The sequence below is a fragment of the Flavobacteriales bacterium genome (assembly GCA_026129465.1).
Lineage (GTDB): Bacteria > Bacteroidota > Bacteroidia > Flavobacteriales_F > PHOS-HE28 > PHOS-HE28.
The window spans coordinates 3,398,313-3,411,268 of the sequence record JAHCIA010000001.1 but is presented as its reverse complement, the minus strand read 5'-3'; the positions used below and the strand labels follow the sequence as shown (position 1 = coordinate 3,411,268).

Here is a 12,956-nt window from a genome sequence, read left to right as displayed (position 1 = left end):
GTGCGCTTCCGAATGAATCACGACCAGATGGGCATCGTGATCAACTTGATGGACCAATTCCTCGAAGAGCGGCCACGGGGGGAATCGCTGAACATGTTGCACAGCATCGTCCAGGGTTTGGACGTTCGAATGCGCCGTCGCCATGCCGAGCGCAAGATGGAGTATCGCTTGATACTGCCAGTGTACCAAGCGCTGGCGTTCCGGCGCATATGCATGGTGGGTCTGGATCTCTACGAGGAGGGTCGGGCGCGCACCGAACTGAGGATACTGCTCGCCGAGCTGGACCCCAAAATGACCGCCTATACCACCGTAACCCCCAAATCCCCACCCCCATGCACCACTGGATGAGCAAGCCCGACTGGCTGGACGAACTGAACGACGAACTGCACAAGCGCGGCTGCGCCACCGTGCTCGACTTCGATCAACACTTCGTCCTTGTGGAAGAGGACTGGGCCTGCGGCCGCGAACCCGAGGACGTGGCCCGCCGGATTGCCGAGGACCAGCACGAACGCATCGCGGCCTGGCGCAACCAGCAGGCTGAGGTTGCGCGCTTCGCAAACTCCTGAGCCATGGCTGAGCAAGAGAACAACCTGAAGTTCGCCGTGGCCAGCGTGCTGGACAGCTTCGACGACCAGCTCCTGAAACTGAAGGGACCAAAGGCGCTGGAGCAGCTCACCGAGGCCGTTATGGAGAAGCTCATTGAGCGCGTTGCCACCAGCACGGAGAATGCGGACATGACACCTGGCCAGCGCAGTGCAGCCGTGCAGCTCATGGGAAAGGTGATGCAAGAGGACAAGAACTGTGATGCTGTTGTGCTGGTGCGCGTGCTTGCAGATGGCCGTGTGGCCACCGGCGGGGCAAGTCGAAACTGGCGAGATGGTGCACTGCAAGAGCTGGGAGCCGTGTGCCGAATGGCCATTACCAACGTGGTGAATGCGCAGCGGGCCAGTTGTCGATGCGAAAAATGCCAGGCAGAGCGAGCAGCCATGCGCAATGTGTTCAACGGACCTAAAGCTGAAGCGTGATGGCACGGCCGTGTAAACCCCGATACGTGCTCAGCACCTACTTCGATGGCAAGCGATTGTTCCTCCATGAAGTGGCAAGGCACCCCGTGTGTACCACCACCTACCACACCCCATCGGTGGGCATGGCGATGCACCTCACGAAGTACATGGCCGAAAAGCTCCGTCAGGACCTGTCCAGCGACACCCGCCAGTACGATGTCGAACCCTTACACCTGAGCTGAGCAATGCAGTGGCACCGCATCATCACCATCCCCCTGGAGGCTTTCCTTGCCCTGGTCATCGTGGTACTGGACCGCATCCAAGGCTGGCGCAAACCCTGATCACCATGCGTTACCTGATCACCGGCACAAAGTCCCCTGGTCGCGTCATCCTGGGCTATGATGGGAATGGCCTTCTGAGCGAGGTCCAAGTGGAGGACATGCCCAACGAGACCGCACAGGTGTGGCCCTTCCGTCACGCACCGCTTCGGGAGCAGGATGTGAAGGCCGTGTTCCGAGCTGCCCACCTGAAGCTCACCGTGCTCAACGTCACGTTCGAGGACTTCTGGCGGAAGTACGATTACAAGGAGGGGAAGAAGGATACCATGAAGGCCTGGGAGCGGATGCCAGAGGCCAGCAGGCAGCTCGCCTTCGACTATATCTCCAGGTACAAGGATGCCTGCCGCCGCGATAGGAAACACCTGCAATACCCAGCCAGCTACCTGCGTGCAGAGCGTTGGCTGGATCACACTTGAACGATGAAGTACTCCATCACAGTCGAATTCCTGGACCTGCTCCTCCGTCGTGGGGAGTGGAAGCGGATAGGCCGCGCCAATGCAGAGTGCGACTTAGGCCAGGTGGCCCGAAGCATGGACCTGGCAGTGCGTGACGCTGAAGATCGGCTCGGCGTTTCAAGCGGAGAGGCTGAGATACTACGCAAACTCAAGGACCTTCTGTCATGACCGACGAGCAGATAAACGAGCTACTGGCCCACCCACGTGTTCAGGGTTTCATTGCGCGTATCGCCGACGAGCGTGCAGCCCGCATACTGGCCAAGACGCAAACCCGCAAGAGCACCACGAGGCTGCGCGATGCCGCCGAGGGTGACCTGAATTACCCTGATGCCGCGCAATACATAGGATGCCCGTACGATTCCATCCGCGTGTACGTGAGCATCGGTACGCTCACTCGTGGCAAGTTGCCGTTCACCGTTACATTCGAGAGCTGCGAGAAGTTCAAGAGCACCTATCGACCACGCCGAAACTCCAAACCCTAAACCCCTGTCATCATGAAGACGAAGTTGATACCCATACTACTGGCTGTCACCCTCCTCGCGGCCTGTTCCTCGTTCGACGCGAGCAAGGTCCAGGAGGGCATGACCGCCGAGGAGCTGGTCGCTGCCGTTGGCGAGCCAGACGCCATCGAGCAAGTCATGTTCCTCCAGGTCTACCGTTACGGCTCCACCGGCGTGGTGATGGAGCGCGGAAGGGTCTCCAGCATCGAGGCCGACTGGAGCAATCGCATGAAGGGGATGGAGCAGGGCCGGAAAGCAGTTCGTGAAGCTCTTCAGGAAGCCGACATCCCAGCAGTCCAGCAGCCCGAGGCCGCTGTGAAGATATGGGACCTGAGCGCTGTGTATACGGGCATGGATGCCGACACGCTGATGCACCAGATTGGCGAGCCAACGCACAGCCGCAAGCTCTCGAATGGGGCCTGGTGGTTCGTCTACGGTGACCGCATCGTGGAGGTCAAGAAGGGCCAGGCAGAGACATACGAGGTGGCTCGTATCATGCCCTTCCAGGCGGCTACGGACAGCCTGAACCTCGCCGAGGGGATTCAGTGAACGCCCATATCGACAGGTCGAGCGCTCCGGCGCTGCGACCTCACAATGAAGGCCCGCAGGATTGCGGGCCTTCTCCTTGTTAGCCCTCCAAGGGCGACCCGGCGACGATAGGTATGCCCAAGGGTATGCCCAGGCCGTTCGATCTGTACGATTCGTTTGGCACGGCCAAAGGTCGGCGCACGGCCGCTGCCATATCAGAGCTGGGGCGATGGCGCTACGGCAGTGCGGGAAGGGCACCAGGAGGCGCTAACGGCGGTTCAATAGCGTTGAACAGCTTCTGCGCAGGCGGTACGATGGCGGCGGATCATCGGATCTGTACCATTCGATCGGCGCGTCACCGGGCGCTCTGGGGCTGTGCGTGGCCTACAGTGGCGCGGGAATCGGGGTTTTTGGGGTGATTTGGGAGACTTGTACCTTTCGATCGGCCTCCCCTACCGTAGTTCTGCTGGCCATCCATCGCATCCCCTTTCACACCGATGTTCTTGGCGCCTCCGAACGGCGAGTCTGCTATGCCCCAAAGGCCGTATGCCGTTGGGCTGTTCGTTCCGTTGCCGCGTCCGCCCACGTTCAGGACATTGGTCTCGCTTCCGTCAGAAAGACCGTCCATACCGATATTGACCGGTGCCGCGGTCCGGATATGAAAGAACCCTGCGCGTTCGGTCTGCAAAGCATTGGAAAGGACCTTCAGCACATGCAACTTGGCCAGTGGCTCGGCCAGGCCGATACCCACGCGGTTGATGGCCTGTGGCGGGCACGGATGCCCATTGTACGCCGTCACCGGGTCGGCACCGTTCATTGCCCATCCCGAGGCGCAATCGGTCAGGCCGTTCAATGGCCGCCAAAAGACCCGGCCATCGGTGGAGTCGGCCACCAGAACACGGTCCTGCGAATCATTCCGGTAGAGCGTAGGATGCACGAAATCCCGCAGGCGGATGGTGCGATCCAGCAGATCTAGCTTTTCATCCGGTTGCGTTCCGGCGTTGAAGAAGTCACCAAGGCCAAGAAAGCCTTCGTTGCCTGTGGTATCGGGGATCATTCGTGCGATCTCCAAGCCATTGGTGTCCGCAGCAGCGCCGGTCTGGTAAGGCGCCCGGGTGAAGATGAAGCGCAAGGCATCGGGTCCGAAGGCCGAGACATCCTCCACATTGTCAGCCCATGCGATCACCGCATCCACCCGGTCCGGCGCTTCCTGCTTGGTACCCACGTACATCAGATCGGAACCCAGGGTACACAGCGTGCCAGTGCGCATCCAGGGGCGCCAGCCTACCAGCACGCCTCCCTTGTGGTCCAGATGCAGCAGCGATACGGGCCTGTTCACCACCGTGGTACTGAAGTCCCCGATGCCGACAAACCCCGATAGGTTCTGGCCGGGCCATTCCTCGCCAACATCCACACTGGGCAAGTAGGGGTTGATCCGCATCCGAAGCGTATCGCTGGTGCTGAAGTGGATCGGCAAGTGGGGGATCGTGCGAAGGTGCAGAGGGGCGATGCTCGTGGCATCAGCGCCCAAGTAGTCCCCACCAGCAACACTGTTCCCGAACGTTTCCCACTGTGCCATGCCCTGGGCCGCTGCTCCTATGGCAACAGCCAGGCAAATTGTTCTTGAAGTTTTCATGGTCTTCGTGTTGCTCTACGAAGACCGGACGTTGCTCAATGCACCACAACGAATCGAACCACGCTTCTATTTACGCCGCCAAACAGCATGCTGTATGGACCCATTGGCCACGTGCTGACATCCAATCGGACATTTTGCCCACCCGTACGTCCATGGTCCACGGACTTCCCAAGCACATCCGTAACCACCCATTCGACATCGGCATGTTGGCCCAGCCTGACCTCCAAGGTGGTCATTGCAGGATTGGGATAGGCCAAAACTTCCAATGGCCCACTATGCGTGCCGACGCCACTGGTGAATTCACATCCGGCCGAGTTCTGTGTCACACACACGGCATCCACATAGACATAGGCACCCGAAGAAGGCCCTTGAGTCACATGCACCGTATCGGTCAGCGCGTTCTCGAAGAAGTTGCCGATAGCCAGATATCGATACGCGCTATCCGCCACGAACTCCCCACTGATGAGCATCCATTGCGCCGTATCGGCCACCACCTCCTGTGCATGCAAGTGCGCATAGTTGCGTGGCGGGAACGGGGGGCCTTGGAAGCCTGTCCAGATGTTATGCTCCATGGTGAACAACAACCCGATGTTGTTGGCCGCCCAATGGGTGGGCTGCGCAGCACCGGGTGGCGAGGTGGTCCCTTCAGCCGCACATACCCCAAAACTCAGGTGGTAGTTAACGCCGACCTGGAGCGGTTCTATCAGTTCCACGCCTACGATCTCTCGGAACTCATCACCGAAATTACCGTAGGTCCACATACCGATGTACGCATGACCATCCCGAGGATGCTGGTGGCCGAACACGTTACCGGGCACACCGGTCATGGTATCCACACAGGCGTTGAAATAGTCCGGGCTGTTCAGCCACTTCTCCCAATAGGTGGGCTTTGAGGTGGCCTGAAAACCAAGCATGGTGGGGAACGTGGGGCACTCATCGATCAGCTCGAAGCTCGCATTGGGCACCAAGTTGCCTTGGGCAGAAGCAATGTAGGCGGTGATGAACAGCAGGAAGCAGACCATAAGCCTTGCGGCTACAGGCCGCCACGCGCCATTCATCCAATGGTGCAGCATCGATCGTTCGTGTTGCAGTACCCAAGCGCAACACCAGGGCACGCATCGCTCCGGTCTTCATTCCAAATCTACTGTACGCTGCGCAGGAAGCGCAGCGTACGTCCTCCCATTCGGCGGCCGGGAGGGGCCGGGGCAATGGATCGATCAGACGATCAGAAGATCAGACGATCGGTCGATCAGATGATCCCACTGCCCCGCGATCAACGGACCGCGCCTACAAGTGGTATGGTGGGGTGCGCTCCATGGCGAAGCAATTGGGTTGTGGAGAAAACGAAGACGTGCGCGGTGAATGGTTCGCAGTGCGTGGGGAACTTGTCGTGCTGGTACCTACGCGGCTCTGCGGCTCTGCGGCTCTGCGGCTCTGCGGCCCAGTGGCGCCAAAGTGAAGAAGGCAGGCCGCGCGTTCATGATGGTGAATGTAGTAGAAGTATCCAATCCGTGCATGCTTGATGGAAAACTCGATAGCTCAATTGTTGCCTACACGAACTATCCGATCAACGACCCAGGGGCTGCCGTTGGGGTTGTCGCTCCAGTGGATCACCAAGTCGGTGTAGTCCAGCTCACCCGCCTTCTGACCGATGTAGCCTTGATCATCATTGCCCGTGAAGGTGATGCCGGTGTTCATCCACGGCCGGTAGCTGTCCTGCTGGGCATTATTGTTGGCTGCCGCCAGATGCAGCAGGCTGTATGGGCCCGGCGCCCCGTTGCCGTAGAACTGGTCCACATCCGGGCTCAGCAGCAGGGCTCCGTTCTTCACCTGCCCGCCGAAGGGGCCGATGGCGTAAGTGGCGTTCTGCAGCAGCAGCAGCAGCCGCACCGCGGCCGTGTACCACTCGATCGGCTGGTTCAGATCATGCCGTACCCGCAATGGAAAGTTGTTCGCCGGGAAGGTGTTATCCCAGCCCAGAAAATCGGTACCGGCGTTAGCCACGTTATTGGCAGTAGTCACTTGCCCCGCCACCTTGCCTGTGGTGAGCAAGAGCGCACCCAGCATCAGGTGCTTAAAAAAACTCTTCGTTCTCATGTCCGTTCATGTTAGGTGTTCACTGAAAGGACCGGAACGATGCGATCAATCGGTCAATACGAACTTGTGCGTTTCCACCCGGCCGCGATGCGCCATGCGCAACAAATAGGCACCGCGCGCCCAAGACCCCACATCCAACACCCAACGGTCGCTCGTGATCCGGCCCTGCCAAAGCAAGCGCCCCACAGCATCCAGCACCTGCACCTCAGCCCCGGCCCGCTGGCCCACGATCAACTGGTCCTGCGCAGGATTGGGGAACAGCAAAAGGCCTGTGGCCTGCGGATCGACCACCCCTTGCCCCAGATCGCAACCGCCCGGACTCGCCGATACGCAAACCGCATCCACCAAGGTATATGCGCGAGGGTACCAGAACCAGGGGTCTCCTTGTGGAGCGAGATGCAGTGTATCCGTCAAAGCGTTGCTGAAGAACTGCCCGATCATCACGTACTGGTAGGCACTGTCCGCCACGAAGCTGCCACTCACCAAGGTCCAGCCCACCGTATCCGCAAGGATCTGCGGATGGACTATGTGTGCATAATTGGGCGGCACAGGGTACGGGTCTCCATCGGCCCACGGCCGGTCCTGCATGGTGAAGAGCATACCTACCTTGTCATTGGCCAACCACTGCTGGGGATACTGGGCGTTGCCGCCGAAAGCCGCGTTCGCCCGGAAGCTGCCGTAGTAGGTCTGCCCCACCACCAAGGGTTCCAACAACGGAGCCATGATCCACTCCCGGTACTCGGCTTGGCCATTCTGATAGTAAGTGTGCATACCCACGCAGGAGGAACCCTCGAACGGCTCTTGGTAGGTGAAGAAATTCAAGGGCAACCCATTGAAGGCACCATAGGGCAAACAGCTTTGCAGATGATCGGGGCTTCCGTTGGCGCTGAACCAATGGAGTGGCCCTTCAATACCGAAGCTCATCGTGGAGCAGGTGTCCGCCTCCTCGAACCCCGGGTTGGGCACCAGGTTCTGGGCGTATGTGGCAGAGGGTATGCGGAATACCGCCACTATCAAGGCCACCACAAGCAGCAAACCTTGCTCAATGGCGCATGTCTTGGCGGTGTTCATCGTGTTCGTGTGCTTGTTCGTATCAGCCGGAAGCATCGTTCCGGCCCAGAAACATGCTGGCGCTCCTGGGTAAGGTAGACAGCGCACCACCATGGATGCGCTGCCTGCCCGTGCGGGCGAGCCTGTGGCCCGCCCGCCGTACCCGGCGCCCTTGGGGCAAGCGCCTGCTCCCCAAGGGTCTGTACCTTTGCTTCAGCTTGTGTTCATCTTACGTCGCAGTTAGGTGGGACATGAGTGACAGGGCCCCTGGCGTCGCAAGCGCTGGGGGCTTCTCTTGTGCAGCCCGTGCAGGCCGCGTCATTGTAGAGAGAGAGACCGGTCACTTCGTCGCGGTGACGGAGCGCGCGCACCCGCTGCCGTCTTGGATGCTGCGCCTGGCCTGTTGCGGTGGTATGTACTGTGATCCAGGTCCATGGATCGCCATGGGTTTGACTTCGGCCTTCTCCAACCTGCGGAACACCCTCCCGGAAACAGGGTATCGCAGTTTCAACCTTTCGAACATAGGGATCCAATTGGCATCCACCAAGGATATGTGCGATACTTCATATCATCTTGTTGGAACTATTACATATCCTGAGACACACATTTCATGGCCGAATGGAGATCGTTCGCTTGTATCCATGAGGATCCGTGCATCCCGTATGCCTGGGGAAAAAACTGTTCAAATGGCGGACATCACCGCTCACGCCCACATCCCAGCATGGCCTGCAGCGCTCCCAATGCATATATGGCACAATGGGAGCAGCCATGGAAGACACAACACCGGAAAAGGGACCCTGGATCCCTTGCAGGAGACCAGCGGCGGTGGGCGACTTCCTCAGCGAGCTGGCCGTGGGCACCGGCGTGGGCGCGCGGCTCAACTTCGACTTCTTCATCGTGCGCTTCGACCTGGGCATGCAGACCAAGGACCCCAGCCTGCCGCCCGGCGAACGCTGGCTCTTCCAGCCCAAGGACAAGTACGAAGCCGCGCTCAGCGAAACCGTGGGCGCACCGGTGAACTACCGCACCCAGTTCAACTTCAACCTGGGGATCGGCTATCCGTTCTGAGGGACCGCCTTCGTGCGCCTGGCCTCCATGCGTACCTCCGCCAGCACCGCGCCGATGGCGGCCATGGGTGGCGCGAACATCAGGCCCAGCAGCGGCAGCTTCATCAGCAGGCTGAAGAGGGCGCCGTTGGCCATTACCGCACCGAGCCGGTCATTCACCGCGCGCACGCTTTCGCCGATGCGCAGCCGCCGCCGCTCGAAGAGATAGTCGAACATGCTGAAGCCATAGAAGTACGACGACACGATGAAGAGCACCACCACCGACAGTGGCGCGAAGAGCGGCACCATGAGCGTGAGCACCCATACGCCCACACTGATGGACAATTCCAGGATGCCGTTGCGCAGCGCCACCAGCGAACCACGCAGCGCATCCTTCAGCAGGCGCCCCCAGCTGAAAGGCCAGCTGCGGCCCGTGAGGATCTCCTCCGCGCGCTCGCTCGCATAGGCCAGCAGCGGTGAGAGCAGCACCAGCACGATGTACTTGTTGGCCACGAAGAGCAGGTAGGCGATGGCGAGTTTGAGCACGATGGCCACCACCAGTCCACGTGCGCCATTGATGAAGGCCTTGATGTCGTGCCAGGCGCCGTTCTCTCCCTCGGCCACCGGAATGGCGAGGTACCCGCCCACCCAGTCGGACAAGGTCTGCACAGGGCCCTGCAACACCGCGTAGAGCCCGAAGGCCAGCAGCACCCAAAGCAGCGCCGGCATCAGGAACATCCAGCCCATGCCATGGCGCAACGCGAAGCCAAAGGCCCGCATGTAGCCGTTGAGGCCGTGGGCCGCTTGGTTGAAGAAGGTCATGGTGGTTGGCGAAGTTGAGGGGTGGGAGGTTGAATGTTGTGAGCGAAAGGATGCTCGCGGAGCGAAGATCGCCGGCCACGGGATCACCGATCGACCGGTCATCCCAACGAACCTCCAACCCCTCAACTCCACAACCTTCAACTTCACCCCCCGGCTACCTTTGCCCTTTCCCATCGCCAAGCATGGAACTCAACCCCCTCACCGCCATTTCGCCGATCGACGGCCGTTACCGCGACCGCACGCGCGGACTGGCACGCTGGTTCAGCGAACAGGCCCTGATGCGCTACCGCCTGAAGGTGGAACTGGCCTACTTCGCCTTCCTGTGCGAGATCCCTTTGGAGGAATTGCGCGGCGTGGACCTCGCGAAGTTGGAACCCGTGGCACGCCGCATCAACGACCTCAGCACCAGCGACGCGCAACGCATCAAGGAGATCGAGCGGGTGACGAACCACGACGTGAAGGCGGTGGAGTATTTCCTGAAAGAGCGTTTGGAAGAGGCGGGCTTCAGCGCCCAGCAGGAGTTCACCCACTTCGCGCTCACCAGCCAGGACGTGAACAACACGGCGCTGCCGTTGCTGGTGAAGGACTTCGTCTTCGAGGCCTACCTGCCTGCGATGATCGGCCTGCGCGACCGGCTGCATGGCCTTGCCATGGAGCACGCGCAGGTGCCGATGCTGGCCCGCACACACGGCCAGCCGGCCTCGCCCACCCGGCTGGGCAAGGAGATCCAGGTCTTCGTGGAAAGGCTGGACGATCTGCTGAAGCTGCTGCGTGACATCCCCTTCAGCGGCAAATTCGGCGGCGCCACCGGCAACTTCAATGCGCACCACGCGGCCTATCCGGAATTGGACTGGGTGAAGCTGGCGGACCGCTTCCTGGAAGACAAGCTCGGCCTGCGGCGCCAGCATTTCACCACGCAGATCGAACACTACGACCACCTGGCCGCGCTGTTCGATGCCATGCGCCGCGTGAACACCGTGCTGATGGACCTGTGCCGCGACCTGTGGCACTACATCAGCCTGGACTACTTCCGCCAGCGCATCAAGCCCGGCGAGATCGGCAGCAGCGCCATGCCCCACAAGGTGAACCCCATCGACTTCGAGAACGCCGAAGGCAACCTGGGCATGGCCAACGCGCTCTTCCTCCACCTGGCGGACAAACTGCCCGTGAGCCGCCTGCAGCGCGACCTCACCGACAGCACCGTGACGCGCAACATCGGCGTGCCCATGGCGCACACCATGCTCGCCGTGGAGGCCCTCCAGAAAGGCCTTGGCAAGCTGCTGCTGAACGAATCGGCCATCCTGCGCGACCTGGACGCGCAATGGCCCGTGGTGGCCGAGGGCATCCAAACGATCCTGCGGCGTGCCGGCGTGGCGCAGCCCTACGAACGGTTGAAGGAACTCACCCGCGGCAAGGACCGCGTGACGCAGGAGGACATCGCGGCCTTCATCGACGGCCTCGACGTGGACGATGACCTGAAGCGCCGCCTGAAGGAGCTGACACCGCGCAACTACACGGGCATCGACCTGCTGGCCCGGGTGACACCCTGAGCTCGCCTTCCATGCGCCCTGCCGGGAAACGAGGACCCTGGCGTCGCCTGTTGCGGCGGCTGCTCATCCTTGGCCTGCTGGTGCTGATCAACGCCTGGTGGTGCGACCGTGTGATCCGCAAGCACACCGAAGCGCGCATGTACGACCGCCTGTCCGAAGTACCCGTGCATGATGTGGGCCTGGTGCTGGGCACCTCGCACCGCAGCCGCGATGGGGGACCCAACCCCTGGTTCGCGCACCGCATGGGCGCCGCCGCCGAACTCTACCACGCCGGGCGCGTGCGATACCTGTTGGTGAGCGGCGACAACGCCACGGTGGGCTACAATGAACCGCTGGTGATGCGCCGCGCATTGATACGCCTCGGCGTGGACAGCACGCACATCGTGATGGACCACGCGGGCTTCCGAACCTTCGACTCGGTGGTGCGCGCCAGGGAGGTCTTCGGTCAGCAGCGCTTCACGGTGGTGAGCCAGCGTTTCCATGCCGAACGCGCCGTTTACATCGCGGGCCGTCTGGGCATCGAAGCGGTGGGCTACGCGGCGAAGGATGTCACCGGCCGGCGCAGCATCAGGACGTGGTGGCGCGAGCGAGGTGCCCGTGTGAAGGTCTTCCTGGACCTGCTTTTCGGCACGCGGCCGCGCTACCTCGGCGATCCCGTGCCGGTGGGCGAGGCACCGGAAGTCCCTGTAGCCGACAGTACCATCACGGAATAGGCGGCATCAGATGCCGAACTCCATCTGGAACATGGTGGTCCAGGCGTTGCCGGGCGCATCCAGGGCCATGCGGCCTTCGAACCAGCGGTAGCCCGCATACAGCTGCATTTTGATCCGATGGCCGTTGAAGTAGCGCGTTCCACCCAGCAGCATCTCCTCCGTGTGGCGTGTTTGTCCGTCCACACCGCGCTCAGGCAGTACGAAGGTGTAGCGCGTGGCCACTTCGTACCGGCTGCGGAAGAGCTTGCTCAGCTGCGTATTGAAACCCTGGCCCACCTGTATGGCCCGGACCGCGCCTTCCGGCGAATAGGTCAACGGATCGGGGCTGCGGCGATCGAAGTACTCGTTGCTCCAGGCCCATCCCTGGTACTTCAGCAGCGCCTCGGCGATGAAGGTGCCGATGTCGCGGCGCTCGTACAGGTCGAAGCCGAGTTGGCCGCCGGTGCGGCGCGCGCGCTCGTTCCAGGAGTAGGTCGCCGCCAGGCTCACGCGCGGCTTGGGCTCGAACTCCAGGTCGCCCTCGGAGTAATCACCCGCATTGGTGAAGGCGCCCATGGGCAGCCATTCCACACGGCCGGTATAGGCCATCCCCGCATCACCTGGTGACGCGCCACGGCCCTCCCCCGTGGTGAAGGCGCCCTTCAACTGCACCTGCTGGGTGCCGATGGGCTGTGTGTAATAGGCGAACACCCCGAAGTCGCGATCGATGGTGTAGAGGCCGTTGGCGATCGATCGGTCGGCGAACTGCTGGTTGCCCGAGGAGATCACGCGCTGGCGGTTGCCTGGCAACTTGCTTTGCCCGAAGCCGAGATAGAAGCGCCGGTTGAAATGGTAGTACACCATGGCGTCGCGGATGGGCTGCGGGATCTGGCCCGTCTCCAACTCCATGTCCGCCTTGGTGAAGGAGAGTTGGATGTAGTACTGGAGTTTTCGCTGCAGCACGAAGCCGTCGAAGCGCAGACGCAGGCGGCGCACGCGCGCATCCACATTCGCCGGGCTCAGGTCATCACCCGCCAGGGTGGTGAAGCCGATGCGGTTCTGGATGCGGAAGCGGAGATTCAGCAGGAAGAGCGAATCCTTGCGGATGCTGATGCCGTCCTTGACGTCGAGCAAGGCGCGTTCGTCCACCTCCTGCTGGGCCAACAGCGTCATGGGCATCAGCATGCCCAGCACCACCAGCAGGCGGGCCATGGCGTATCGTGTCATCAGCATGTCGC

16 protein-coding genes are annotated in these 12,956 nt (G+C 61.4%); 10 read left to right on the top strand and 6 right to left on the bottom strand.

Going from position 1 to position 12,956, the window contains the following annotated elements:
* The 7 genes from KIT10_14440 to KIT10_14410 all read left to right on the top strand — a co-directional run bounded on the left by KIT10_14440 (position 1) and on the right by KIT10_14410 (position 2,846).
* Complete coding sequence (locus KIT10_14440) at positions 1–348, top strand: hypothetical protein (protein ID MCW5900460.1); 348 nt, start codon at positions 1–3, stop codon at positions 346–348.
* The gene (locus KIT10_14435; protein ID MCW5900459.1) at positions 345–566 is read left to right on the top strand and encodes a hypothetical protein; all 222 of its coding nucleotides are present in this window, start codon (positions 345–347) and stop codon (positions 564–566) included. Before KIT10_14440 ends, KIT10_14435 begins: the two co-directional genes overlap by 4 nt.
* Before the next feature lie 3 nt (positions 567–569).
* Complete coding sequence (locus KIT10_14430) at positions 570–1,025, top strand: hypothetical protein (GenBank protein ID MCW5900458.1); 456 nt, start codon at positions 570–572, stop codon at positions 1,023–1,025.
* Positions 1,025–1,246 (top strand): hypothetical protein, encoded by a 222-nt coding sequence (locus tag KIT10_14425; GenBank protein MCW5900457.1) that lies wholly within the window; start codon positions 1,025–1,027, stop codon positions 1,244–1,246. Before KIT10_14430 ends, KIT10_14425 begins: the two co-directional genes overlap by 1 nt.
* Positions 1,247–1,350: 104 nt before the next feature.
* Positions 1,351–1,758, top strand: coding sequence for a hypothetical protein (locus KIT10_14420; protein ID MCW5900456.1), 408 nt, complete (start codon positions 1,351–1,353; stop codon positions 1,756–1,758).
* Between the two features lie 203 nt (positions 1,759–1,961).
* Entirely contained in the window at positions 1,962–2,279 is a 318-nt protein-coding gene (locus KIT10_14415; protein ID MCW5900455.1) for a hypothetical protein, read from the top strand.
* Positions 2,280–2,291: 12 nt separating this feature from the next.
* Positions 2,292–2,846, top strand: coding sequence for a hypothetical protein (locus KIT10_14410; protein ID MCW5900454.1), 555 nt, complete (start codon positions 2,292–2,294; stop codon positions 2,844–2,846).
* 334 nt (positions 2,847–3,180) lie between these two features.
* Here the strand turns inward: KIT10_14410 and KIT10_14405 are convergent, their stop codons facing one another.
* The 4 genes from KIT10_14405 to KIT10_14390 form a co-directional block, all read right to left on the bottom strand.
* Entirely contained in the window at positions 3,181–4,302 is a 1,122-nt protein-coding gene (locus KIT10_14405) for a hypothetical protein (GenBank protein ID MCW5900453.1), read from the bottom strand.
* Between the two features lie 194 nt (positions 4,303–4,496).
* A complete protein-coding gene (locus tag KIT10_14400; GenBank protein MCW5900452.1) occupies positions 4,497–5,534 on the bottom strand; it encodes a hypothetical protein in 1,038 nt (345 codons plus the stop codon).
* A 466-nt stretch (positions 5,535–6,000) separates the two neighbouring features.
* Positions 6,001–6,558: a hypothetical protein gene (locus KIT10_14395; protein ID MCW5900451.1), complete on the bottom strand. Its 558-nt coding sequence runs from the start codon at positions 6,556–6,558 to the stop codon at positions 6,001–6,003.
* 45 nt (positions 6,559–6,603) lie between these two features.
* On the bottom strand, positions 6,604–7,629 hold the full coding sequence (locus tag KIT10_14390) for a T9SS type A sorting domain-containing protein (protein MCW5900450.1): 1,026 nt from the start codon (positions 7,627–7,629) through the stop codon (positions 6,604–6,606).
* A 747-nt stretch (positions 7,630–8,376) separates the two neighbouring features.
* Between KIT10_14390 and KIT10_14385 the strand changes: the two genes are divergently transcribed.
* Positions 8,377–8,676, top strand: a complete 300-nt coding sequence (locus tag KIT10_14385) for a hypothetical protein (protein MCW5900449.1) — start codon at positions 8,377–8,379, stop codon at positions 8,674–8,676.
* Here the strand turns inward: KIT10_14385 and KIT10_14380 are convergent.
* Positions 8,664–9,476, bottom strand: a complete 813-nt coding sequence (locus KIT10_14380) for an EI24 domain-containing protein (GenBank protein MCW5900448.1) — start codon at positions 9,474–9,476, stop codon at positions 8,664–8,666. The two genes, KIT10_14385 and KIT10_14380, sit on opposite strands and share 13 nt — an antisense overlap.
* A gap of 182 nt (positions 9,477–9,658) precedes the next feature.
* On the opposite strand from KIT10_14380, the gene purB reads away from it, so the two are divergent.
* Both purB and KIT10_14370 read left to right on the top strand, forming a co-directional pair.
* A complete protein-coding gene (gene purB, locus KIT10_14375; GenBank protein MCW5900447.1) occupies positions 9,659–11,026 on the top strand; it encodes an adenylosuccinate lyase in 1,368 nt (455 codons plus the stop codon).
* An 11-nt stretch (positions 11,027–11,037) separates the two neighbouring features.
* Positions 11,038–11,739, top strand: coding sequence for a YdcF family protein (locus tag KIT10_14370; protein ID MCW5900446.1), 702 nt, complete (start codon positions 11,038–11,040; stop codon positions 11,737–11,739).
* Positions 11,740–11,745: 6 nt separating this feature from the next.
* Here the strand turns inward: KIT10_14370 and KIT10_14365 are convergent, their stop codons facing one another.
* Positions 11,746–12,951, bottom strand: a complete 1,206-nt coding sequence (locus KIT10_14365; GenBank protein MCW5900445.1) for a porin — start codon at positions 12,949–12,951, stop codon at positions 11,746–11,748.
* Positions 12,952–12,956: the final 5 nt, after the last annotated feature.